This window comes from Wolbachia endosymbiont (group B) of Xanthorhoe designata (assembly GCF_964028585.1).
GTDB lineage: Bacteria > Pseudomonadota > Alphaproteobacteria > Rickettsiales > Anaplasmataceae > Wolbachia.
The window spans coordinates 57,933-84,407 of record NZ_OZ034794.1; the positions used below are offsets into that span (position 1 = coordinate 57,933).

Annotated in this window: 22 protein-coding genes; 5 read left to right on the forward strand and 17 right to left on the reverse strand. The window is 33.7% G+C overall.

The annotated features are described in order from the left end of the window. Positions 1–143 precede the first annotated feature (143 nt). The gene (locus ABWU64_RS00305; protein ID WP_341815572.1) at positions 144–1,571 is read right to left on the reverse strand and encodes a sensor histidine kinase; all 1,428 of its coding nucleotides are present in this window, start codon (positions 1,569–1,571) and stop codon (positions 144–146) included. A 64-nt stretch (positions 1,572–1,635) separates the two neighbouring features. Between ABWU64_RS00305 and ABWU64_RS00310 the strand changes: the two genes are divergently transcribed. Then, entirely contained in the window at positions 1,636–2,805 is a 1,170-nt protein-coding gene (locus tag ABWU64_RS00310) for an aspartate aminotransferase family protein (protein ID WP_353279596.1), read from the forward strand. Here ABWU64_RS00310 and ABWU64_RS00315 read toward each other — a convergent pair. After that, positions 2,802–6,500, reverse strand: coding sequence for a DEAD/DEAH box helicase (locus ABWU64_RS00315; RefSeq protein WP_341815570.1), 3,699 nt, complete (start codon positions 6,498–6,500; stop codon positions 2,802–2,804). The two genes, ABWU64_RS00310 and ABWU64_RS00315, sit on opposite strands and share 4 nt — an antisense overlap. Before the next feature lie 97 nt (positions 6,501–6,597). Between ABWU64_RS00315 and rimM the strand changes: the two genes are divergently transcribed. From rimM to ABWU64_RS00330, 3 genes are read left to right on the forward strand one after another with little or no spacing between them, the layout of a single operon-like run. Continuing rightward, on the forward strand, positions 6,598–7,098 hold the full coding sequence (gene rimM, locus ABWU64_RS00320) for a ribosome maturation factor RimM (RefSeq protein ID WP_353279598.1): 501 nt from the start codon (positions 6,598–6,600) through the stop codon (positions 7,096–7,098). A gap of 59 nt (positions 7,099–7,157) precedes the next feature. Continuing rightward, positions 7,158–7,724 carry an elongation factor P gene (efp, locus tag ABWU64_RS00325; RefSeq protein ID WP_108784257.1) on the forward strand — a complete coding sequence of 189 codons (567 nt, stop codon included), beginning with the start codon at positions 7,158–7,160 and terminating at the stop codon, positions 7,722–7,724. Continuing rightward, positions 7,725–8,417 (forward strand): inositol monophosphatase family protein, encoded by a 693-nt coding sequence (locus ABWU64_RS00330; protein ID WP_353279600.1) that lies wholly within the window; start codon positions 7,725–7,727, stop codon positions 8,415–8,417. A gap of 287 nt (positions 8,418–8,704) precedes the next feature. Here the strand turns inward: ABWU64_RS00330 and hemA are convergent, their stop codons facing one another. From hemA to priA, 15 genes are all read right to left on the reverse strand, one after another. Further along, a complete protein-coding gene (gene hemA, locus ABWU64_RS00335) occupies positions 8,705–9,901 on the reverse strand; it encodes a 5-aminolevulinate synthase (protein ID WP_341815568.1) in 1,197 nt (398 codons plus the stop codon). Positions 9,902–9,965: 64 nt separating this feature from the next. Beyond that, entirely contained in the window at positions 9,966–10,283 is a 318-nt protein-coding gene (locus ABWU64_RS00340; RefSeq protein ID WP_353279601.1) for a hypothetical protein, read from the reverse strand. A gap of 126 nt (positions 10,284–10,409) precedes the next feature. Then, positions 10,410–10,601 (reverse strand): ankyrin repeat domain-containing protein, encoded by a 192-nt coding sequence (locus ABWU64_RS00345; RefSeq protein ID WP_353279869.1) that lies wholly within the window; start codon positions 10,599–10,601, stop codon positions 10,410–10,412. After that, on the reverse strand, positions 10,535–11,800 hold the full coding sequence (locus ABWU64_RS00350) for an ankyrin repeat domain-containing protein (protein WP_353279602.1): 1,266 nt from the start codon (positions 11,798–11,800) through the stop codon (positions 10,535–10,537). The genes ABWU64_RS00345 and ABWU64_RS00350 overlap by 67 nt, the downstream gene beginning before the upstream one ends. A gap of 150 nt (positions 11,801–11,950) precedes the next feature. After that, positions 11,951–12,172, reverse strand: coding sequence for a hypothetical protein (locus tag ABWU64_RS00355; protein ID WP_353279604.1), 222 nt, complete (start codon positions 12,170–12,172; stop codon positions 11,951–11,953). Beyond that, on the reverse strand, positions 12,139–13,725 hold the full coding sequence (locus ABWU64_RS00360; RefSeq protein ID WP_353279606.1) for an ankyrin repeat domain-containing protein: 1,587 nt from the start codon (positions 13,723–13,725) through the stop codon (positions 12,139–12,141). The genes ABWU64_RS00355 and ABWU64_RS00360 overlap by 34 nt, the downstream gene beginning before the upstream one ends. Positions 13,726–13,794: 69 nt before the next feature. Continuing rightward, positions 13,795–14,427 (reverse strand): hypothetical protein, encoded by a 633-nt coding sequence (locus ABWU64_RS00365; RefSeq protein WP_353279608.1) that lies wholly within the window; start codon positions 14,425–14,427, stop codon positions 13,795–13,797. Positions 14,428–14,638: 211 nt separating this feature from the next. After that, the gene (locus tag ABWU64_RS00370) at positions 14,639–15,226 is read right to left on the reverse strand and encodes a hypothetical protein (protein ID WP_353279610.1); all 588 of its coding nucleotides are present in this window, start codon (positions 15,224–15,226) and stop codon (positions 14,639–14,641) included. Positions 15,227–15,265: 39 nt separating this feature from the next. After that, a complete protein-coding gene (htpG, locus tag ABWU64_RS00375) occupies positions 15,266–17,170 on the reverse strand; it encodes a molecular chaperone HtpG (RefSeq protein WP_353279612.1) in 1,905 nt (634 codons plus the stop codon). A 158-nt stretch (positions 17,171–17,328) separates the two neighbouring features. After that, entirely contained in the window at positions 17,329–18,531 is a 1,203-nt protein-coding gene (locus tag ABWU64_RS00380; protein WP_341815564.1) for a P-loop NTPase fold protein, read from the reverse strand. 172 nt (positions 18,532–18,703) lie between these two features. After that, on the reverse strand, positions 18,704–19,459 hold the full coding sequence (locus ABWU64_RS00385) for a hypothetical protein (protein WP_353279614.1): 756 nt from the start codon (positions 19,457–19,459) through the stop codon (positions 18,704–18,706). A 120-nt stretch (positions 19,460–19,579) separates the two neighbouring features. Beyond that, a complete protein-coding gene (gene recR, locus ABWU64_RS00390; RefSeq protein ID WP_179948599.1) occupies positions 19,580–20,167 on the reverse strand; it encodes a recombination mediator RecR in 588 nt (195 codons plus the stop codon). Positions 20,168–20,298: 131 nt separating this feature from the next. Further along, positions 20,299–21,705 carry an ankyrin repeat domain-containing protein gene (locus ABWU64_RS00395; RefSeq protein ID WP_353279616.1) on the reverse strand — a complete coding sequence of 469 codons (1,407 nt, stop codon included), beginning with the start codon at positions 21,703–21,705 and terminating at the stop codon, positions 20,299–20,301. A gap of 564 nt (positions 21,706–22,269) precedes the next feature. Beyond that, entirely contained in the window at positions 22,270–23,079 is an 810-nt protein-coding gene (locus tag ABWU64_RS00400) for a hypothetical protein (protein ID WP_353279617.1), read from the reverse strand. Positions 23,080–23,194: 115 nt separating this feature from the next. Further along, entirely contained in the window at positions 23,195–25,402 is a 2,208-nt protein-coding gene (gene priA / locus ABWU64_RS00405; protein ID WP_341815561.1) for a primosomal protein N', read from the reverse strand. A 127-nt stretch (positions 25,403–25,529) separates the two neighbouring features. Here priA and ABWU64_RS00410 point away from each other — a divergent pair, with 127 nt between their 5' ends. Next, positions 25,530–26,423, forward strand: a complete 894-nt coding sequence (locus tag ABWU64_RS00410; protein ID WP_353279619.1) for a hypothetical protein — start codon at positions 25,530–25,532, stop codon at positions 26,421–26,423. Positions 26,424–26,475: the final 52 nt, after the last annotated feature.

A 26,475-nucleotide genomic window follows, 5' to 3' on the forward strand; every position in this document is an offset into this window, starting at 1 on the left:
AGAATTATAAAGTGTTTTCAGGAAGTATAGCTAAAAAAGTTTAATTTACTTACATTCCGCTGCTTATTATTAGCCAAGAGGTATCACGTCAGTATGACTTAGGAATGTACTAGATATAAAAGTGCAATATCAAATATATTTTACTAAAAATCAATCAACTTTTCACATGTTTGCTCTTCATAAAAGAAGCTCAATATTATCGTAGTACCAAGTTTTGCTTCACTTTGAATGTTGAAAGTCCCACCCATTAACTCTACTAATTTCTTGCTTAGAGGTAATCCGATACCTGTGCCTTCGTTTCTATATCCCGAATCTGCTTGGCCAAAAACGGACATAACTTTATATATGTCCTGCTGCATTATCCCTATTCCATTATCATGAAACTCAATAGTTAATAAATTTTTTTCTATATTCTCTTTAATAATCATTCTTATTAAACCACCTTGAGGAGTGAATTTGATTGCATTTGATAACAAATTTATTATAACTTGCTTCATTCTTTTGGGATCGGCGATAACTAATAATTGTTTATCAGATATCTCTTTCTTTAAACTAATACCTGTTTCTTTTAGTTTAGGTGATAACATTTTTAAGCACGAATCTATTATCTTATTCAGATTAAACTTCACTTTCTCTACTGTTAAACTACTTGATTCAGCTTTAGAAAAATCGAGCACATCATTAATCAAAGCAAGTAAATGTGTACCAGCATTATATATATCGTCTACGTATTCCTTGTATTCAGAGTGATCTACCGAACCTAAAGTTTCATTTTTGATCAACTTTGCAAATCCAATAATAGCATTAAGAGGTGTACGCAACTCATGTGTAACACTTGCAAAAAATTTTATCTTATTTGCATTTTCTTGCTCTAATGCCTCTTTAACCCTTTGTAATTCAATATTAGTTTTATGCTGCTTGGCTAGCATTTGGGTGTTGGAAAGGTGCAAATAAAGCATTATTAGTATTAAGATAACTAGTAATAAGCCCATTAATATTGAAAATAGACTATATACCATAATATAAGAGTCATTATAGCTTTGAATGATCTTCAAAAAAAATGAAGGCTTAATGTCATCTTCATGAAATATAGGGAAAGTAGAAGTTAATGTATTTCCTGTAGCGTAAAATATTTCTTGATTGCTTAGCAATTTATCAATTTCATCATTTGTAAGCAACTGCTCATAGTCATGACCTTGAGTATTAAAATTACTGAAAATTACTCTGGCATTTTGATCATACAGTATTAAGCTAAAATTTCTTGCTTTGCTTACTGATTGTAACAATTCAGCACGCAATTTTACCAACTGGTTTATGTAATCAAAACTGTTATATTTAATATGATGTTTTTCTATTAGTAAATAATGATATTTTTTTATTATACTATTTTCCAATAGATCTTTTAAGTTTGCATTTGAATTGCGGTAAAAAGAAAGAAAATTATTCTTTAATGAATAATTGCGGTATATTGTGCCCAATAAAACCACAAAAATTAATAAGAATAGTGAGATAATTTTTGTATATCTATTTGTTTTTAGTGTAATAAACATTGATTTACTTAATTTATACATATTCTTCTCATTGTGAAATAACGTCTTTTATGGTATTAATAAAAAATTAGCATATCATACTTTTATGACAATTTCTCCTATCTTCCCAGTTTATTCTCCTATTAACATAAATTTTTCTTATGGCAAAGGTATTTACTTGTATGATATCGATAATAAGCGCTATATAGATTTTCACTCTGGAATAGCTGTTAGCAGTTTAGGTCATGCCAACCCACGATTAACTGATGTCCTAAAATTACAAGGAGAAAAACTATGGCATATATCAAATACCTATAATATATCTACTGCCAACAAATTTGCAGAAAATTTAATAAACAATAGCTTTGCTAATACTGTATTTTTTGCAAATTCTGGATCAGAAGCAGTGGAATGTGGACTTAAAATCGCTAGGGCCTATCAAAATGGAAAAGGTAATAAAAATCGCTATAGAATTCTAACATTTCATGGTGCATTTCATGGAAGGACATTTTTAACTTGTGCAACAAACGATAGACAGAAATTTTCTGAATTACTGAATCCTTATATTGACTGGTGTGATAACATAGAGCCCAATATTGAGAGTGTAAAGAAAGCAATTTCTAATGGCATGGGTGTTATATTAATAGAACCAATACAGGGACAAGGTGGTATTAAAGTAATGAGTGAAGTCTTCATGAAAGAGCTAAGAGAACTATGTAACGAAAACGACATACTGCTATTTTTTGATTGCGTTCAGTGCGGTGCTGGTAGGACGGGAAAGTTATTTGCATATGAACACATAGGAATTAAGCCTGACATACTTGCTCTTGCAAAAGGAATAGGAGGAGGTTTCCCTCTGGGGGCTTGTCTTGCAACTGAAAAGGTTGCTAAGTACATGGCGGTCGGTATGCATGGTTCTACTTTTGGTGGTAATCCACTTGCAACTTCAGTAGGTAATGCTGTATTGGATGAATTGCTCAGCCCTGGCTTCTTAGAAAATGTTGAAATTAGAGGTAAGTCTTTAAAAAATAAACTAGAGGACTTAGCAAGCAAGTTTCCAATGATAGAAGAAGTGAGAGGAAAAGGGTTGATGCTAGGAATAAAAGTAAAAATGAATAATCAAAAATTTGCAGAAGAGCTAAGTCACCGCGGTTTACTTACTGTTGGAGTAACATCAGATAACGTTGTAAGAATCTTGCCTCCACTCATTATCACTGAAGAAGAGATTGACGAAGGCATTGAAATCCTCACTCAGTATTTATCTGAAAAGTTCTAGTTAAAAACTAAACCTTCCTGCTCACTAGTTGTTGGCTGTATCAAAATTGCAGATAAAGCAGTAGCTACAACTTTATCAGCTACTTCATTTGTACACTTTGCCTTTTCCTGTTCTCTTATCAGTGTAAGCTCATTTATATCACTTAATGAATCAAATTTTGTTGCATCTTCAAATATAAAAGATTGCACGGCACTCTTCTCAACACCTAAGAAAGCGCCGTTACCAAACGATAATGCCACATCTAATAACTTCTGCATTAAACTGTTTTTAACAATGAATTTAAATAGCTCCCCTAACACAACTGGCACTCCAAAAGTAAAAAATGCTCCTCTCACTAAATAGGTCGTTATTTCATATAACAATGCACCACACAAGAATGTCAGTGGTCCAAATACTATAAAACCGCAAAGTAAAGGCAATGGCATGGTCTGACCTGATGATATTCTACCTATAAGCTCCATTGAAATTATAAACCCAATAAGTAACATAGCTCTACCTAGATATGTCCTTTCTTTAGAGCGTTTGTTAAAGTTTTTCTCACGTAACTTAGAAAAATCATTGTTAACTCTGACTTCAAAAATATTATGATTGGTTTTTAATTTGAGTTCCCAGTCCTCTATTCCATGATGCCACTTATGACACCTTACAATTTCATCAATTATCGTACTGACTTGATTATTGATTTTGTATAATTTGCTTTCTTGATATAAGTTGCCTTGATAATACTTTTCTCTAAATTCCACGCAGTTTAAATTCTTTAAATCACATAAAAAATCTTTAATTTCTTGTGCCATTTTATCAGTATTGCCTATGTAGCCTATAGCTTTTAAAATTGTTACCAAGTGTTTATTTTCAATTTGAGCAATTGTTCTATCTAATGCACGTATATATTGCTTAGATTGAAAATATGAGATGATTTTTTCTTTACATCTATCCTCATTGCCTTCGTACAAACTATTTCTTTTGAAACTGCTGTCATGTTCTTTGGCAATTTCTAATGCATGAGCCAATACATTTTGCGCCTTCACACTACTTTCACAGTGACAGTTTCTGATTATGTGTACATACGCTCTTGCACTGGTATCTCCAGATTTATCTATATTGTACGCTTTAGCCAAAAAGACTAAATAGTCAAACCCTGCCCAAAGATAATACATTACCTTTGTTATAGCACTCCCCACAAAAAATAAAGCTGAGCGTGTGCAAGATAATGTACCGTTGTTTTTAATTCTGTTCTCATATGAACGAAGGTATGCCTCTGTACTTTTTAAAATCCTATGTAAATCTTGTTCTGTCTTTTTGACATCAAAATCATTTATATCATGAATTTTTTCATACGTTTCTTTTATCAAATCACTAGAAAACTTCTTCAGAGCTAAATCATCAATATTTCCTAATGCATCAATATTTTTACTAATATAGATTTCTATTTTTCTTCCAAGTTCTTCTCCCATTCTATTTTTTAGCAACTTATTGTATTTATTAGTAGCTGGAAACAAAACTTTCTGACAAAATTTCTGTGGTTCGTTTTTAAAATTTGCTAAGATCTTATTCACAAATAGCTCAACTTTTTCACCTGCAGCAACGAAAAACCATGATTGTCTGCTCTCATTACGCTCTCTATTTCTTCCAAGATTCTGTAGGGCTTCAGATGGATTATTGAACTGACTAACCGAATCTGCAAATATTGATGCAACATGATTATATTCACTATCAAATCCACGACCTTTCGATCCATCTATAACCGTTGTCAACGCATATTTAGCCAATGAATCAAAATCTCTTTTTTCATAATCACAATAAAGAGTTCGATATCCACCTATCTGATTATGTATTATCGCTGAAAAGGGTCTGTTTTCTCCAATACCAAGATCATTTTTCCCAATTCCTGCAAAGATACATTTATTTTGTTTGCAGAAATCAATGAGACTATGTAGTATACCTTCCTCTCTTTCCATAAGGTCATGGAGCTCTTTGCTTAAGCGCCAATTATCAACTATTAACCTGCATTGCTCATTATCACCTTGACGCAATGCTTTAATTACTAACTTGATTTGCGGTAAGAGCTTGTTTCTAGCAAATTGCTCACTAAAGCCTTTTTCCTTTAGATAGCTTATAATATTGTTATCGTCAGTAGTGCTAACATTTATGAGCCTAAATAGGTAGTTTATACTATTGATAGTAGTACTAACATTACTTTTAACATCTTCTATTAACCCACCTAAATCTTCTCTCCTTTTTTTATCTAAGGTAATATTATCACACTTCATTAAATATGAGAGAGTAAGATCGATCATTGAATGCGTTACTCTATATTTTAGATATTCAGCAGTACTACTGAAATCCACCTTTTCTTTTAATTCAGATATCTGCTTTTCTGTCAAACTAGGATGTTGCTTTTTAACGCAGTTTATAAAGTTTAATTGACGTAATTGGAGCCTGTAGTCTTGATACGACATCCCTTCAGGCTTAAATTTATTATACACTTCATAACGCGTACCACCTTCATATACTAGATTATCCTTACCCTGCAACGCAAAGTTAAGATTAACCATACTATTCACATCATCAGCTAAAAGCAGAGCACTTTCTCCAATTGGGCTTTGCACATTCCATCTCATAGAAGTTAATAAATCATCGGTATCAACAAGCTTATTGTAATTAAAAACTTCTTCGCTTTCTTCAACATACTCATGAGCTGGGCTCGATTTTTCTCTAGTAAATAAGCTACTCACGTTAGCAAGAAATCTAGAAAGCAATTCTCTTGACTCTACCCCAGTTACTTTAGTTAGCGTCCACCAAACTGGCCACATTACCATACCAAATATAAACATAGAAATTGTATAATATAGGTTTCCAATCAAAGCAAAATAGAGCCAATAATCTGAAGTTAGACCAATTACAGCAGCAACATTACTATTTATAATAGGAAACAATATAGCTAAAGATATGATGGAGGTAGCAATGTTCACTACAAGTGCTTGATTGAAATTTGTTATCCTATTGGTTTTTGCAATAACACTTGCTGTTTCGATGGCGTTTGCAATACAACGTCTACTCAATCTTGTCGGGCTGATAACTTTTCCGCATCTATTTAAAATCCTTCTCTTTGGTGTTGCAGTGAGGTAAGTTGTAGGATATTCCTCATCAAGCTTGCACATGTTCTCAAAATCCTGCTGCTTGTTAATACTGTCTGCTTCATCAACACTAATCCACAACTTGGTATTTTGGTCTTTAAATTTACGATCATTTTCTTGCTGCAATAACAGGTCATGTGTCACTATAATTGTTGTAGGTTTAGTTGCCTTCAGTGCATTTTTAATTTCCTCAGCAGTTTTAGGTGTCCTAATGTTTACAGTAAATGCACTACTCATCATTTTTTTAGCTTGATTCACTAGGTCACTACTTGGTACTGCAACCAGATGATGAAACCCTGCTTGGGCTAGTACATGACTCCACAATCCAATATCATAAGTCTTGCCAAATCCAGTTTCTGCATCGATCATAACATTACAGTTAGTAGTGCAAGAGTTGCGTAGATGTTCTAATACCTCTTCAACAACAGGTTTACGACGTGCTACTATTATAGATTCCTTTGTATCATCAAGTTTTATAGATTCACCTTGCAAATTACAGTTGATTTCTTCTAAGCCACTTATAATACTTTGCTTTTCTTGATTGCTGATAGAACTCACACATTACCCACTATAATTATCACAATATTAATTGTATGTTAATTCAGTAAATTGTCAATTCTATAGACAAAAAGCTGATTTCAACTATCATATTAATATGAATATATGCCTCGGAATAATTACTTCTCCCCATGGAATCAAAGGAGCTGTTAAGATAAAAACCTTTACTGAAAAGCCCGAAAATATTTTCCTATATGGCGAACTAATAAGCGGAAGTGAAAATTATAAAATAAGCTTGGTGTCTGTTGTCAGTAATAATTTAGTAATAGCAACAATTAGCGGTGTGAACTCCCGTAATGAAGCAGAACTTTTAAGAAATAAAAAGTTATATATAGAGAGAAATAAGCTACCACAGTTAAATGATGAGGATGAATTTTACCAAGATGATCTTGTGAATATGGAAGCAAGACTAGAGAGTAATGAATTATATGGTTATGTGAAGTCTGTGCATAATTTCGGCTCGGGGGATATATTAGAAATTTTGGTTATCAGCACAAAAAAAAACATTATGTTATCTTTTACTAAAGAAGTATTTCCATACATCAACATGAAGGAAAGGTATATAGTAATCAACATGCCAGAATTCATTGGCCAATAAAAATTTTGATATTTGTATAAAGTTATTTATAATCATCAGACTAAATTAAAAGTGTAATTATGGCAGAAAGGGCTAATGATATCAGGCCAGGTCAGGTACTAGAACATAACGGTGGGTTGTTTTTGGTTGTAAGTATTATGCATACTCAACCTGGTAAAGGTGGTGCATATATACAAGCTGAAATGAAAAATATCCAAACAGGAGCAAAGTACTATGAGAGGTTTCGCTCTGATGCAACAATCAGAAGGGCAATTTTAGATGAAGAGGAATATGTTTATCTTTTTACTGAAGGGAATATCGTAAATCTTATGCATCCAAGTAGTTACGAGCAGATTGTTATAAATTTAGACTTATTAGGGGAAAAGAAGGCTTATTTGCAAGATAATATGAAAATTAAAGTAATAACTTATCAAGATAAAATAATTTCTGCACATGTGCCTGATCACGTTACACTAACTGTAAAAGAAACAGAGTCTGTTATCAAAGGGCAGACTGTTACTGCTTCTTATAAGCCTGCAATTTTGGAAAACGGAATACGTGTTAACGTGCCTCAATTTATAAAAGAAGGGGATAAAATTGTAGTACATACTCCTGATAACAGCTATTACGAAAGAGTAAAAGAGTAAATGGCCATTTCATCACCACGAATCAATGTGATGCTTGATTCTGTACGCAGTGCCTCCAAGCAGCTTATACGTGATTTTAATGAATTGCAAATTTCAAGCGTTAAGTCAGCAGACTTTATCAATAAAACTTATTCAAAATCCAAGCAACTTATATACGATTGCTTGAAAAACTACAACCAGAACTATGGCTTTATTTTTGAAGATGATGGGGGCCAAGATCTAAAAGACGGCGGTTATACTTGGTTTATTATGCCTATAGAAGGCAAGGAAAACCTTTTTAGTTGTATGGTTTATTTTGCAGTATCAGTTTGTCTCATTCATAAAAACAGAGTTGTAGCAGCTGTGATTGATGCTCCAGCCCTTAGAGAAACTTTTTGGGCAGAGGAAAAGAAAGGAGCTTTTCTTGAAGATTTCAAATCTCGCCATGTAAAAATGCGGATGAAAGCTCGTGAAGGGGGAATAATAGACATAAGTGGTAATTTGTTAAATAAATTACCACTTGACAATAATAATCTGCGCTCCCTTGGCTCAACGGTACTAGGTTTTGCATATCTTGCTGCCGGAAGATACAATGGAATAATTTACTCTGGAATTAATAAATATAAAACTTCACTCGGTAGGCTTTTTCTGCAAGAAAGCGGTGGGAGATTAAAGGAAGATAACGCGCTTGTCATTGCTGGAGATATAAACTAAAGTTCATTCAAAAGAGCAAAAGTCACGAGTGAAAATAATAAATGGTCTTACCTACCCCTCATTGCAGCAGGGTGGCAAAATAAGATAGACGAGAAAAGACAACTATAGGAACAAATAGTCAGTGTGTGACAATGGCATCTAGTCCTTTTGCACAAAAAACGTTGTAAAGTGTTTACCAATTTAGTTGGATACCCAGTGTCAGCTACTTTCATGACAAGAAATAAAGCACTGATTTTGTACATTAACCATGCTTTTAAATAGATACCTTATTCTTGGCAACTTTAAACTCAACAACAGACACAAACAGATAATTTCTCAAAAACTTTTACAAGAGACTCTGTTAAATTCTCTATCATTTCATTTGTATGGTAAGGCGTAGGGGTAATACGGAAGCGCTCAGTCCCCTTTGAAACTGTTGGGTAATTTATATGTTGTACATATATTCCATACTCATCAAATAACAATTTTGATGCTTTTTTAGATAACTCGGGGTTACCAATTATGATTGGAATTATATGAGTTTCTGTTTGCATAAAATCCACTCCTGCATTTCTCAGTGAGTCTTTTACTTTTTGGGCAGCCTGCTTTTGCTTCTCTCTTTCAACATTGCTTGATTTTAAATGTTCAACGCTTGCCTTTGCTGCTGCTGCTAAAACGGGTGACATTGCAGTGGTAAAAATAAATCCTGGAGCGGAACTTCTTATTACATCTACCAAGTTCTTTGAAGATGCTATATACCCACCCATCACTCCAAAAGCCTTTGATAATGTACCCTGAATAACAGTTATTCTATCCATCAAACCTTCTCTTTCTGCAATTCCGCCACCGCGCGGTCCATACATACCAACTGCGTGTACCTCATCCAAATAGGTAATTGCATTATACTGATCTGCTAGATCACATATCGCTTCAAGCGGTGCTACATCACCATCCATTGAGTATACAGATTCAAGTGCTATTATTTTCGGCGTTTTTATATCTATAGACTTTAGCAACTGCTCTAAGTGATCAACATCATTATGCCTAAATATGTGCTTCGGTCTTTTTCCTGATTTTATACCTTCTATCATTGAAGAATGATTTTTCTCATCTGAAAAAATTACCACACCCGGAATAACAGACGACAAAGTGCTAAGCGTAGTTTGGTTGGCAAGGTAGCCACAAGCAAAAGTTAAAGCAGCTTCTTTTTGATGCAAGTCAGCCAAAGACTTCTCGAGCTCAACAACTTCTTTTGTTGTACCTGATATATTTCTTGTTCCTCCAGCACCAACAGATGAATTTTGAATCGCAGCAATGACACTATCGTTTTGTGACATTCCCAGATAATTATTACTGCACCAGACAATAACCTCTCTATTTCTTTCATAATCCATAATATAGGGAAGTTTGCCAGGTAATGATGCAAAATGTGTGAATTCACGATAGCGCCCTTCTTCTTTTATATCTTTGATTTTACTTGAAAATATCTTTTCGTAGTCTACCAAGTTCTTATCTATTAATAATCAATACAATTATAATAAATTATTAAGTGATAGACTACTATATTTATTACTTAGACGGATATTCTTCTGTCTGCATAACCTTTTTGACCTGATTATCCTCAACTAAGCTTTTAGGCCTATGGCAGTACGTAATTGTAGCTGCAATAAGACAACAAACTGCAACTGCTATTCCTATTGCTAACATTTCCAAGTAAACTGCAACAGCTCCTCCTAAGGCAATACCAGTTATTGCAAGTGCAGAAGCAGCTACGACATACTTTTTTGTGTTTTGTGGATCATTCTTTGAATTGCTTGGTACGGTTGCTGAATAGCCTAAAGATGACGTAAATTCCAAAAATCCCTTATTTCCTCGTTTTTTTGCCATATCTAAAGAGCTTCCTTTCAAAAGAGTATCTAATGGTTTATTAATAATTGGATCGTTTTCTAAATACGGGCTTGTACCATTGTCTATTAGCAATTTTGCAGATTTTTTATGCCCTTCATTTATTTTTCAATTATAAGCTATAACATGCAACGCAGTACCAATATTATTGCTTTGCATATTAACATACCTTTCTTTATCTTCTGCTGCACTTATTAAGATGGCAACTACATCAGAATGACCATTATTAGCAGCTAAGTGCAATGCAGTTTCACCATTATGATGTTGTAAATAAAGATCTGCCTTTTTTTTAAAAGTAATTCCACCATTGCCGAATTACCTTCTGCAGAAGCATACATCAAAGGAGTAAGATTATATCGTTCTTTAGCATCAACTGTTGCACCGCGCTCTATTAGCAATTCCGCAACATCTAAATGTCCACTATATGCTGCTTCATGTAAAGGAGTTACTCTGCTGCCTGTACTGCTCACTGAGTTAACATTTGCACCGCTATCAAGTAAAAGCTTCACAAAATCTTTACGACCATTTCTAGCAGCTAAATGAAGTGCAGTGTCACCACCTACTTTTGTTTTTGATTTAATCTCAATATTTGCACCACATTCTAGTAAACGCCTGCCAAGCTCAACATCACCTTTTTGTGCTGCAACGTGTAAACGAATAAATCCATCATTATCATAATCTGTGAAACGTTCATTAATATCGTCTAGTAAACTTTCCCTACCAGCTTTTAATTCCTCAGGAATGATAAGTGTTACTTTACCATTTTCATACTCTACTTCACCATTATGAAATTTAAGTGTGAATCTAAGTAAACTGTCTAATTCACATATCTCCTTCTCTGGCTCATCAGAATTGCGTGCCACCATTGATGACTTATAGTTAATGCGTACATAATTCTCATCAGAACAATCGATGTACATGATCTTTTTGTAAGAATCGCTAGAAAGTACCTGATATTTTATTAATATACTATATATTCGGATAGCAAGGAAAGCCATATACCCCGCTTGATTACAACTTGTAGTTAATGCCTCTATGAGGGAATCATTCGGAACCTCTGCTTTAGCATGTTTAAAAATTTCCGTAAAAACATACTTTGCAAACAGACGTTTATCATCTCCCTCATTATATTTATCATATAACCCTTTAATGAAACTATTATCTATAGTGCGATCATTGATTACAAAAAAATCCGTTCTATATAGGTCTTGATAAGCTGTGTTACCAGACTTTACATCTTCATTATTCTCATTTGCCTTTACTTGACCCAGCAGAGATTGTGTTAGCTGAAATTCTAACGTAGTTACTGCACTAGATTTAGTATCAGAATTATTAACGCCAGATTCCTCTTGACTTTCATTACCTGAATCCTCAGAACGACGGCGCCCTTTTTCCTCTCGTTCTAAAATTTCAAACCCTTCTTCAGTGCCAGAATCCCTAGAATCTGATTTCTTTAAAATTTTGTTTGATTTCTGTGATACAAAATCTGAACCTAACATGTTTTTCCTCCTAATTAGTAGCTAAGCTAAGTGTAGCATTAAATGGCAATTTTGTCAACTTAGCAAGCATCTCTTCGTAGTCTACCAAGTTCTTATCTATTAATAATCAATACAATTATAATAAATTATTAAATGATAGACTACTATTTCTTAACTTGCTCCTACAGCAGCGTTACGAACAATCTCCTCAACATCTGATCCTTTAAGTGGACCTGAAGGTGCCTTATTATAATAATGTACAGCTATAGCAGCAACTATACAGAAAGCTCCAATACCTGCTGCTACTCCTGCTACTAGCAGACTAGTACCGAGAGCAAAATATGCAGCTGGTGCAGCAGCTAATGCAAGATTCCAGTTACTGCAAACATCCATGTAGCCACAGTAGGCCATTTAACGCTATTCTCTTTTGTGTAAATTTTGTTGCTATTACTAGCTTGCTTATTAGCTACTGATTTTAGTTGTATATTTTCGTTAGCAACTTGTTCTACACACTTGGCGGGTTTATTAGAAGTTTGCTTTTCTCTGTTATTATCAATTGATATTACGGTATTAACACTTTCATTTGCAAAACCTAATGATGATGATTGAGATGGAACAGTAAAATCTTCTTCATTGTGTGCAGTACCACATTGACTTTCGGGAATAGGCGATATACCCTCATCTACAGCTGTAGGTATTGTCAAATTCTGATTATCTTTTTCGTCATTTAGATCATCAGACTTTTCCTCAGTGACCATTGAAGGCATTTCTGCTGCAGTTTCAGGTACTTCTGTTTCAGAAATAATATCAAACGAAGGAGGATCTGAAGAAATTCTAGCAGAATCGTCACTTTCAAGTTTAGAAAAATCATCATCTTCAGAACTCAGTGATGGTGAATCCGGCTCGCTTTCTTTACGCTCCACTACAGGAATTTCTTGGCTACTTGCAGTAGCAGCTATATTACCACTCACTGATAATGCAGCAACATGCTCGAACTCTTTTTCAAGAAATATTTTAATTTTTGCGAGCTTGCTTTGAGATAGTTTATCTTTCTTACCAACTTCCGTCTTATTAGCGTCTTCTAAGGCTTTATTCAAGATTTGCTTTGTGTCTACACTATCGTCCTCTTTCCTTACCTTTTCCACTAAAGACATTACTTCTTCATAATTAAGAGCGAAGATAGCATTAGACAATTTCTCTTCTATATTTTTAGGCATTTTACCCCTCCTATAATTATTATTATCTATAGTTTCTTCTATTGAAACCTTTTTATTATTCATAATATTTTCTTCTTTATCAACAATACTCCTTTGTGGCCGTTGATTATCAATGTTTTTGGATTCTGGATCTTTTTTAATATTTAAATGCAAAGGTGTTTTATCATCTAAACCTTCAAGAAATTTTGTGATTTTTGATTCACTAGAAGATTTTTCCCTGTTTTCTTCCCTTGCCAAATATAAACTTTTCGTTCCTACCAGATCTAAAGCTGTTTTGCCATCTCTATCTTTAATGTTCCGATCAGCTCCCTTGTTTACAAGTAATTTTACTATTTCAAATTTATCATGGTAAGCAGCCCAATGTAAAGCTGTTCTGCCATGCCTCTCATCTTGAATATCAATTTCAGCGCCATTTCCAATAAGCAAGCCCATTAATTCTAAATTATTACGTGCCACAGCCCAATGCAAAGGTGCATGCCCTGAATTGTCTATACTATTAATATCAGCAATTTTATGATTAATAATAGTCTTTGCTACATCTATAAAATCTTGTTGTATAGCATAGTGCAAAAATTTTTCTGACATATCAGAAACTCTAGACCTGGCTTCAGTATCTTTAAATTTATCTAATACCGCTTTCACGCATTCTTGATTACGAATAGACAACGCCCTTCGAAGTTTTTCACATATGTTATTCCAAGGTAGAATAGTACTTCGATTTTTTTCCAAATCTTCTAATAAAAGCTTAGTATAGCGCTGTCCACCAACACCAATAAGTAGCCTATCGAGACCTTCATCTTACGTAAATAATATACTTTTATGCGTTTTTGCATATCTTTCCACAAGCGTATCATTAGCTGCAATGGCTAGTAGTGAAAGCTCTTTTACTGAATAATTATAATAACCATTTGTTTCATCATAACTATTATTCAACAGCACATTGTGCGTATGATCAGTCAAATTAAGCTGTTGAGAGCAAAAATCCTTCAAATTACCACAATTCAAATCAGTAATAAATCTATCGCTTTCCTCTATATTATTTATAGTTTTATCTAAATCTGCATAATCACCATAATTTTTTGCTTTATTTATAACATCTGTCAATTCATCAAAGGTTAAATTTTTAGGAATAATAGTAAATTCTTCCTCATTACGTCTTGGCTCTACACGAATTTGATCTTGAGGCCACAATAATTCCGTTGCTATTCCTGTACCAATTTCTGCAGCACCTATAAATACATTTACAATGTTACCCAAAATGCCTGGATCAGCCACTGCTCTAGTTGTTACTTCACTATTATCAGGTGAACTTTCAGTAATAGACAAATCTTCAGCAGAAAATGACTTAGGTCCTTCATTCATATTTTTCTCAAGAGTCTCTGTAATTCTATTATCCTCATCTTCGAAATGCCTATTTATTTCATCTAACAAACTTTTGCCATCAGCTTTGTAATTCTCTAATTGCTCAGGAATGATAAGTGTTACTTTATCATTTTCATACTCTACTTTACCATCCTGAGATTTAAGCGTAAACTCTAGCTTACTATCAGATTCATATTGTTCTAGTCGATCTGAATTTTTATAACTATAGTATCACTATACTCAACATTGACAGATTCTGCACTATTACAATAAAGACTTATTATTTTTTAGGGATTGTTGGTACTAGACTATGTTGACTAAATATAGGATGAATGTGGCTATACATTGCAAATTCATAACCAGCCTGATTGCAATTAGTAATTAATTCTTCTAGTATATTATCATTTGGAACTTCTGCTTCAGCATATTTAAACATTCCTGTGAAAACTTGTTTAGCAAATGTGCGATAATTTTCATTTAAAATTAAGTAGTTGTGCTGATAATATAACTCGCGCACATACTCTTTACTTATTGTTTGCCCATTAATTGCAAAATCCATTCTTTCTAGATCAAGTTGTGCTTGCTTGCCAGAATTTGCATTCCTATTATTCTCACTTGCCTTTACTTGACTTAGCAAAGATTGTGTTAGCTGAAATTCCAATTCAATTGCTCTGTTAGTATTTTGTCCTTCCTCAACCTCTGAACAATTGCCTGAATCTCCAGAATGACGATGCTCCTTAATTTCTTCTTGTTCTAAAATTTCGAATTCTTCTTCAGCACCTGAATCTCTGGAATGGCGACGCTCTTTTTCTTCTGCATGATTTGTTGTTGGCGGCATGAGCCCACCAAGTAAATTCCAACCACCCATGATTTACCCCCCTGACCATTAGCTAAGTTCATTATAGCATTAAACAGAAATTTTGCCAAGCAAATTATTGAGTCTTTTAGCAAACAGACTTACGTCTTCCATCTCTTCACCTTCCACTATACAAGCTTGATAGAACAATAAGTAAATCATATCTCCAAGTGTTGGATTTTCACCATTTTCAGCGTGAGATTCCATTATGTTTCTTATCAAAGGATGCTTAATGTTAATTTCAAGTACTTTTGGCGTGCGGTAATTTAGCTGCTTCTGTTCACGTAAAAAACGCTCCATACGAAGATCCATAGTTCCTTCATCAACTGCTAGACACACAGGACTGTCGGTTAATTTCTTAGAGATCTTTACACTTTTTACTAAGCTTCCAAGAACTTTGGTGAAGTATTCGAGTATAGAATCCGCGTTTTCTTCGCTTTTGTTTTCATCTGATTTATTTTCTTCATCTTTCTTACCTTCTTCTGAAGAGAATTTTTCTAAATCAACATCAGCACGGGTCACGGACTTAAATTTTTGATCTTTATATTCATGAATCACGCTAGTCCAGAAATCATCAACTGGATCAACAAATAGAAGCGCTTCCAATCCTTTACTGACAAATCCTTCAAGTTGTGGACTGTTTTTTACTGAATCGAGACTATTTCCTGTGAGATAATAGATATGTTCCTGTTCAGGCTTCATTCTGCTTATATAATCATCAATACTAACTAGCTTATCATCGCTGGTGCTATGAAATCTGCAAATGGAAAGCAATGCTTCTCTTTCATCAGTTGGCATAGCTTCGCAAAGACCTTCTTTTAACACCGCACCAAAATTGCCCCAGAATTTTGTGTATTCCTCTAAATTATCTTTTGCTTTTTTGCCGAGCTCTGATACCGCGCGTTTAGTTAGGGATTTCCTAATCTGCTCAACAACGCGATTATTCTGCAGTGTTTCTCTGCTGATGTTGAGAGGCAAATCTGGTGAATCAACCACACCTTTCAAGAAACGCAGGTATTGTGGTATAATTTGTACATTATCTTCAGTAATAAATACTTTATTGACATATAACTTTACAGAGCAGCGTCTATCTGGATGAAACAAATCATAAGGCTTGATAGAAGGAACATAAAGCAAATTCGTATATTCCATTGCACCTTCATTTTTATTATGCAGTATCATCCAAGGCTCACCACCTACATGCGCAACACCGCGGAAGAAGTCGTTGTGCTCTTCTTGAGTAACGTCATTTTTTGGCTTAGTCCAAATTGCAGCTTTGCTGTTTAATTTTTCACTTTTTCCCTCTTCATTTACAAACTCAACGGGAAAATTTATGTGGTCAGAGTAAGTAGTAACAATGTTTTCAATACGGAATTTGTCTAAAAATTCGCTTTCTTCAGGACGCATGATGAGCGTAATTTTTGTGCCACGAGAGATTTGACCATCTAATTTGCTGATTGAATATTCTCCATCTCCTTTAGATTTCCATACCCAAGACTCTTCTTCTCCGGCTTTCCTTGATTCTACTATAACTTCTGAAGCAACCATGAAGCTTGAATAAAAACCAACACCAAATTTTCCAATCAGCTCTACAGCTTGGCTCGAATCTTTATTATTCTTAATTGCATTCAAGAATTTTTGCGTACCAGAACTTGCAATCGTGCCAAGATTATCTATTAAATCTTGCCTGTTCATTCCAATTCCATTGTCGGTTATATACAGCTCATTCTTATCTTTACTGGAGCTAATAGTAATCTTCAACTCATCACTTGAATCTAATAAATCAGCATTTAATTGTGATTCATAGCGCAATTTATCACATGCATCTGATGCATTTGATATTAACTCACGCAAGAAAATATCCTTATTGGTATAAAGTGAATGAATTACTATATTTAGTACTTTGCCTACTTCAGCGTCAAATTTTAAACTTTCAGTTTCTTGTATGTTGTGCATTTTGAGCTCCATTATTAGCTTGCTATTCTAATAATTTAAGTATTGCAACGCGATCTTTCAAGGTCATGTATGCTAAAATTTACGTGAGCCAGCTTATGGTTCCAATGCTAAACTGGAATAAGCACAACCATTGTGTCATGCAAATTAAAAAGAAAGTGCTAGAATATAATATCTCTTATTTGCTTCAAAGATTTGTGAGTCTTTGATTCTTTTTCTTTAAAAATAGTCTCAAGAGAAGTTTTAAGCTTTTCCCATTCTTCCTGATCGTTTAGAATCAAAGCGCTCTCAATCTTCTCCAGTGCTTTCTGAGGTGATGAATATAATTCCTCATACAAATTAGTGTTTACTGACTGTAGTATTACTAAAAATGTAAATAAATTTGGATCAGCTTTCGCATAACATAGCTTTATTTTCTTTATGCAGTATTGTATTGCTTTTAATGATAACGAGAAGCTTTCTGCATAAAATATAAAGCTATCTATAATTAAGCTCTTTGATTTTTTCGGCAATTCAATATTTTGAAACAGCTTTCTTGTAAATTTCTCTATTGGCTGTTTTGGCAAATGCAAAGAGAGATCAGTAAAAGATTTTAGGCTGAAATTTGGTCCAAGTATTGTGCTGATTGCTCTTTGCACGTTACTTTTATCTTGACTAACAGAGATAATGAAAACCAATCCTTCTACATCAAGCATGTACTTTATCGATTCTAAAAAATCAACAATGAATTTAGGGCGGCATACATCAAGATCATCAACCATTATATAAATGTTTTTACCTTTTCTGATTTTGTTAACCACATCTGCTAGTTGTATTTTAAAATCTCTAATGTTCTCTTTTCTCCTTTGGAGAAGATTTAATTCACCCAAGACAAAACCTATGTCTTTCTTATCAGCCTCTTTTGCAGCATCGAGAAATACTGAAAGCATAGCGAGTGGAGATTTACTGATTAGCTTTCCTAATGTATTGAGAGAAAATAGTTCTTGGTTTATGTTTTTAAATTGCTGTATAACACTTCTTTTTACTTCGTATGATGCAAATAGATCCTCAAACAGGAAATGTAAAAAAGAAGGCAATGGTTGATCTATAGCACTAATATCCCATGCGCTGTAATAAGCTGCAATTTCATTTTGCTGCTCTAGATCCTTTACCCATTCTTTCAAAAAAAACGTCTTACCCCATTTATCATATCCTTCTAAGGATACAATAGAAAAAGACTTACCAATTGTCTTGATTATAGAACTAAATTTACTTGCAACTTGTTTATAGCCTAAGCAATCATTCTCCCAAATTATTACCTTGGGCAATTGCTCCTCTTCTTTTTTTCTGAATCTTACTAATGATATAAGTTTTTTAAAGCACATAAGATCCTTATGCTATATTTTACTATAGTATCTTATAAGTTAAGGGTCCAGACAATCATTTACCTATTAAGTAATCCATAACTTTCTATCACTGCATGAATGGAAAGGTTCTTCAAGCTGCTTTCGGGACTATATTGAATATCTATGCCGGTTAATTCTTTCACCCTTCCTTCTATATCTTTTTTAACCTTTTTTCTAAATCATCTATATTGCCGGAACTTACCATTTGCATAACAGGAAATTTTCCATTTGAAATATACTCCTTCTCTATAAGTGGAGATATTTTAATTATCCAACCTAGACTCTCACGATTGTTTATTGATAATTTACCTTCTTCTTGAAGTAGATATAACTTTTCTATCATCTCAGCTCTATTACCGGAGTGATTCCTTACAAGATCCTTTAATAGTTCTCCATGTTCATCTATAGGCACATGAACATACATTAGCCGCAAAAGAAGAACTAAGTCCGTATTATCTTTTGTTATTCCCTTTATTTCATGTGCCTGATTCATTGCATAAAAAACAGGATCTCTTCCACTACCATAAGAATAGCTAAACCCGCGTCCAACTAGATCTTCAATTCTCACTTGAATCACATTTTTCAGATTTTCAATAGATCTATGCTCTTGTTCCATTACTTTAAACATTTTTGAAGAATCTATTTTTGTGATATATGGGTCATATTTGATTTTAAATTTAGGTTCAATATTTATCAGATCTCTTTTTAGTTCATATTTGATTTCAAGTTCAGGCTCAATATTTATCAGATCTTTTTTAACCAGATGATCTTTTATTATATATCCAATTCGTTTACTATCTGCGTATTCTTTGTTAAACAACGCAATAAAATCAAGAGCGATTGATCTTAATTTTTTAATTAACCAATTATAAGTATTATATACTCCATCTAATAAAAAAGTTAACACAACTCCTCATTTTAAAACATTATGTTTTAAGTATACAATATTTTCAATTAGTAAAGCAAGTTTTTAGGCTGAAGTATGTTACAGTGTTTTTAAAGTGTGTTGCTCAGAAGAAATGGAATATTATTTAATATCCTGTCTTGAAGTAAGCGCTATCTTCAGCGTTCCTTCATCTAGGTAGTCAATTTCTCCACCTATCGGTATGCCACAAGCAAGGCGGGATATTTTTACATTTGAGTTCTTTAGCAATTCAATTATATATTGCGCAGTAACTTGGCCTTCTAATGTTGGATTAATTGCGACAATAACCTCTTCAATTTTAAATTCTGTAACTCTTTTGGGAATGTTATCAAGGTTCAGTTCTTTTGGACCTATGCCATTTATTGCTGATAGCCTTCCACCTAAAACATGATACATACCTGAATATATACTCCCTTTTTCAAATGCCCATAGATCACCCAATTCTTCTACTACACACATTAGCTTGGTGTCACGCTTTGGGTTAATACAAATAGAGCATGGCGATTTAGTATCTAGATTCCCACAAATCTTACACTCTATTATAAGATCCGCTAGTTCTCTAATCAAAGATGCAAGGGGTAGCATAACCCTATCTTTGTTTTGAAGCAGATGTATAACTAGCCTTCTTGATGATGATGGACCTAAACTTGGCAATTTAGAAAAAGCATGAACTAAATTCTTTATATTAATGTTCATTCAACAAATTCAGGATAGTGCATAAAATGATAACATCAAACCTTTCGTAAAGAAAGCTTGGTTTGATTGGCTATGAAAAAGATTTTCCACTTTTCTCAGAACTTATCTTAAAAAAAGTAATGTAATCACAATCTACTGCAGCTTGATTCTACTTCAGGTAGAACTGAAATTATCTCAGATATTTGCGTATTTGTTCTAGTATTTCTTTTTTGAAAATGACGCAATTTATTTTTCAACATATTTCTTTCTTCTACATAACTGTTTGATTCTTTATTCAAACTAGAGTTTTTTTCTTCATACTTGGAAAGTATTGTATCGATCAAATAATTAAAAAATAATATTAGACCTGTAGTGTTGGAAAGCAATGCAAGAGAATAATATAACATATCTTCACTCACTTTTTCATTTATTATGTCATGGGAATTTCCATACATTCTAAAACAAGAGCCAAAGGCTGCTAAGCATACACAAGCAAGTTTTGTTTTGCTTAGGACGCACTTAATTCGCGCTAATTTTTTATTATTATCTTCTAATTTTATACGCCACTCACTAATTTTACTACTATAGTGCTTAATAAATAATTCTATTGCCCCTTGGTCATTAGTATAATTAGATGCTTTGTAAGATTCCTTATCTATGAGTTCAGTATCTATATCTCTTGATTTCAGAAGCTCTTTGATTGCTTCACTTTTGCCAAGAAGCACAGCTTCGTGTAGAGGTGTGTACTCACTTTCAACATCTTTTCTTCTGTTAATATTTTTATCAGTTAAGTAGTTAAAAAGAGCTGAAATGCATTCTGAATTATTACCTTCAATAGCCAGAGTAATTGCATCTTTTCCATCCTTGTTCTTAGTATTAATAAATTTGAAAAGCGGCTTTTCATTCTCTTCCTTATGTTCAAAATATTTGTGCTTGTAAAACTCATTCGCACGGTATGGCTCCTTAAGAATACACAAAAGCTTTTTTACAAAATCAGCATGATTTTTTTTAATAGCCACATGTAAAGGTGTGTCCTGATTTTCTTCATCTTGCAACAATAAGGCATCATACAAACAACCCTCTTGATATAAAAAATTAATCTCTTGATCAAAAGAGATATCTTCTTCTCCGTTACAGATATTTAGTAGCCGTGACCCTATACTTTCTCTAGTACTGTAATCAATTGCAGAACTACGTTGCACTTTAGATTGATAAAGGTTTATGTTCATACTACCCCTGCCTTTAAATAACCCAGCTATACCTCTAAACAGCCCAGCTATACCTGATTCACTCCGAGCGGCACAAGGCGTTTCATCTTGAATGTTAATCTCAACGCTTTCATTAGAAAAAAGTTCTAAAACATGCGAGCTGCCTCTTCTACTGGAAAAAGGTACCTCATTCTTTTTATCTTTAGCTTTAACGCTATTCTCTAGCTTTGCATTCGAAGCACTTAGAGGATTAGCTAAATAATCAAGATCTGTAGCATTTTTAGACTCAAAGTCTTCTGCTTGAAAATTTGCTGCAGCGTTTATTTGACCCTCTATTGGTAACATAAAAAACTAATAATTAGATTACAGGTAGGGTATCTCATCTTTAAAAATTTTCAACTCTATTTAAATTTTTTTAAAATAGTTTTTGATAAAAATATTTATGACACTAACTTTTTGGTTCTCTTGTTAAACTCCTACAAGACAGAATTATTAGCTAAAAAATTACTTCCGCATATTTTAAATCTGATTACAATTACAGTTAGAGATATTTATTGAGCTCAAAAATCTATCTTCGGTCTGCAGACTTTTAAATCACACTCACTAAAAATGTAGCGTATCCTCTTCAGAGCATATCTGTCGTATGTGCACTGCATTTTTTCTAATCTTTTTTTCACAGGGGGATCTTATGTTCAGAATTCCAGATACTTGACCTTTACTTTAGCTAATAAAAACCAACTGGTACCTGCGGTTTTTATAGCTACGTTTTCTCAAACAAGGTTTAAATGAATAGATTTCTTGCATAAACAGATGTCATCCCAGTGCTTGACACTGGGATCCAATAAGTAAAATGCGCTGGAACTTTCGAATTCCAGTTATGCAAGAAATCTAATGTTAAAAAACTCACAGTTATTGTTTATCTTTTAGCATTGCTTCATTTGTATAAGCCTTTTTCTGCTCAACGGAAGAGAGTTGAGAATCAACAGCTTTTTCTATCGATTTAGCCTGTTTATAGTCTTGACTTAGTAAATATATAGCCACTCCAACTGCTATTCCAGCAACAAGAGCAGATACTGCGAGTGCGCATAATATAATAGTCATTGAAGGTACTAGAGCACTACCAATACCCAGTCCAACACCAAGAAAAACACCAGGTATGATACCAATCAAACCATTACATCTAGCACTTTCTTTTTTCGATTGAGCTTGGTCTTTCATAGATTTAATGAGTGCTTCTCTTGTTTTTTCTTCTTGAGCTAAATCTAATGGCATTTTGTCTTCTTTATTCCTTATCAAAGAATTTGCGCCATATTTCAAAAGTGCTTCTATTGCCTCAGTGTTATTACTTATAACAGCTTGGTGTAATAATGTATTTCCACTTTGATCTCGAAAATTGATCAATTTATAGAAATCCTCAAGAGTAATATAGTCATGTACTGCTTCATCTAGAATATTCATTGCGTTTTGAAATGACAATATCTCTCCTTTCTTAGACCTTGCACTATAGTGTTTAATACAGTGATGCAAAATAAGGTATATTTGCACTGCTTGTTCATTAATAAAATCTCCTTTTGTAGAGATTACATCTACAATAGCTGCTGAGAATAACTCTTTCTCAATCACAATTTTTCTATCATCAGTAAGATAATCTTTCAACTCTTGAATGTTTTTTTCAAGACTCTCGTTTCGATTATGAATAATCTTAATTAAATCACGCATACCATCTCCTTATTCTAATTATATCAATAATATAATAAATCGTAATAAAAGTCAAACTATTGATTAAAAAATTAATACAATTAATTCTGTGAATGTCAAATAAATTCAAATAACATCAAAAGAAACTCACAGGATCAACATCTATTGTTATTGCAATGTTTGAACTCAAGTTACAGCAATGTTTCAGCTTTTTCTTTATGAATAGACTATGGTTATTGTGTATTTTCAGTAACACTCTATAACGATATTTATTGTTTAAAAAATTTATTGCTGCTGGTGATGGGCCAAAAATTTCAAATTCTTTCAGCGTCAAGTGCTGAAAGGTAGTTGAACATTGATTATGTAAAAAGCTTGTTAGCTCACTTGCTGCTTTCTGCGTTGCAAATTGATCCTTATCACAAACTATAAGCGCTATTAATCTACTAAATGGTGGCATTTTAGCTTTGCGTCTTGACTCAAGTTCAACTTCATAAAACAAGTCCCTTTTTTGCTGCTGTAATGCTCTTATTATTAAACTTTCAGGATTATTGGTTTGCACTATTACCGTTCCTTTTTCGTTGAACCTCCCAGATCTACCCGCAACTTGATGCAATAATTGATACGTCTTTTCTGCTGCCCTGAGGTCAGAATTTTCAAGTCCTAAATCTGCATTTATCACTCCAACCAAAGTTAACTTAGGGAAATTATGCCCTTTGGCAATCACTTGTGTACCGATTATAATATTCACCTCTTCTTTCAACACTAAATCAATGACGTTACCAAGCGACTTCTGATCGCTGCTGATAATCGCAGTTTTTGCATTTGGTATTAATTTCACTATTTCTTCAACTAACCTTTCAATTCCCACACCATAAAGGAGCAATGACTGCTCACTTTGACAATTGGAGCATTTTTCTGGAAGTTTTGATTGATAAGAACAATGGTGACATAAAAGGACGTTCTTTTTCTTGTGGTAAGTAAGCCATACAGTGCAATTTGAGCAGGAAATTTTATATCCACATTTTTTACAAACCGCAAGTTGCGCATACCCCCGGCGGTTTAGAAAGAGCATAACTTGCTGTTTTTTCTCTATGGTTTGTTTTATTCCTTCGAAAAGTTCATTGGAAATCCATTGCTTATTATTTACTACTTTTATTTGTGGCAACTCTGCACCACCGAATCGTTTAGTCAATTTTACATGATTGTAATTCCCCTTTTTAACATGATAAATTGTTTCAAGTAGCGGAGTGGCGGATGACAAAATAATCGGAATATTTTCGAGTTTGGCTAAGATAATGGCCATATCTCGAGCATTATATATAATCCCCTGTTCTTGTTTAAAGGATGAGTCATGCTCTTCATCGACGATAATTAATTTTAGGTTTTTATAAGGCAAAAAAAGCGCTGACCGTGCCCCAATAATTATCTGCGCACTTCCATTTGCGATACTGAGCCAATTATTTCGGCGAGCTTTTGGAGTAAGTCCTGAATGCCACTCAGCTATATTTCCAGATGTCTGACTGCGAACGCGATTTACCAATTGTGAAGTTAGGACAATTTCTGGCAGAAGGATAAGGACTTGTGCATTACCTCCTTCTGTTGTCATTCCAGTGTGTAACCTTTTGGTGTTTGAACATTTGCAGGTAGTTTTAGTAGTAGATGATGTCATTCCAGTGCTTGACACTGGAATCCAGTCTTTATCGTACAAATGCTTAGTGTACTGATTTGAAATTAAGTTTTCTGGATCCCAGTGTCGGGGCACTGGGATGACATCCTTTTTGGTAAAAATTACTCTTATATTGTAACATTCGTCTAGTTGTGTATTGAACGCTGGAATATTCTTAATTAACTGTGCAATCACAGAGAGATAAACTTCCGTTTTTCCAGACCCGGTTTCACCGTCAAGTAAAGTTACTGAATACTCATTCAAATTACTTATTATTTTATCTCGAGCTGCTTGCTGCTCAGGGTTTAATTGGTAATCTATTTCACTTATTTCCTGCTTTTGTTTAGTGCAAACTAACTTATCTATTTGATTTACCTTTAATACTCCTCCCATTATCACTTTGGCAAGCATACCAATAGGTATTACATTATATTGAGCAACCCATTCTGCAAATTCGATCAGTTTTGGTCTGATGCTCGGCAAATCGACCTTTTGTTCAATAAATTTTAATTCTCGATCGCTTTTGCTACTTTTTCTCCAAACTATTCCAATCAAGCGTTTTCTACCAAACGGTACTACTACGTAATCTCCAATTGAAATTTCAGTGTTTTCTTCAACTATATAGGAAAATAGCTGATCAATTGGAAGTGGTAGTAATACATCAACTGCTTTCCTCATAGTAGCCTAAACTATTTTTGTAATTTTCAAATGAATCAGAAAAATCAGATACACAAAAAGACCTTAATGCTTTTTTCATAGTACACAATTTATAATCATAAATATTGGAAATGTGAGGAAATTCTGTATGTTTAGCGATAAAATAGTCCTAGACTTTGAAATAGAAAAAGGTGACCGAATAGATCGGTGTTACTTCTCTACACGCACCAAACTTACAGATAAGAGCAAAAGTTTTCTATGTGAAAAGCTCGGTAAACCTAACAATTTAGATGATTACTTTAATCTTAATCCTGAGAATTTTTATATTTATTACAACAAATATAGTGGTCACTATGGTATAAATGAGCTATATGTCAGAGATGATAATGGTAGATATTTAGCTACTAAACTTCCACTTGATCAGAGCGGATTTTCCATAAAGTCATCATTCGATGAGGTGAATTATGGTTTTTATCCTCTCTATGCAATCTATAACCCTAATCAATATGACAAAAAGCAGGAAAAGAGCTTCGAAGATAACGGTGAATTGCAGCCACTTGTGTCAAGTGTATTGGATTACTTTCTAAATGGCTTAACCATTCAAGATATGTTTTTGCAAATACAAAATGAGCTTGTCGAAAAAGAAACAAAATTAGAAGAAGACAGAAGAAAAGCAGAGGAAGAATTAAATCAAAAGAATGAAAAGTTAAGAGAACTCATAGAAAATGATGAGATTAAAGTACTTAAAGTAATAAAAGGCCATAGTATTGGGAATGGACGTTCAGCAGCAATTTTACAGCTTAATGGTGATCTTGATGCAAGTAAATACTACATAGCAGAGTATGAAGGCAATGAATACTTACATTGCACGAGCTCTGGTTATGACATATTGCTTGACCAGAGCGATTTATTTTTTGTTCTGAATAGCAGCTCTTATCTTGAACTTGCAAGCGGTTTTTACTCAATACCTGCTGCTGGCAGCTATGCTAAATATCTCAATACTAAGAATCGGCTTTTCAGCGATATCTCAGCAGTTATGTAAAAATCAAGTAAGGGCTGAATCTATGGTTAACACATTGTTTCCAAGACTTATT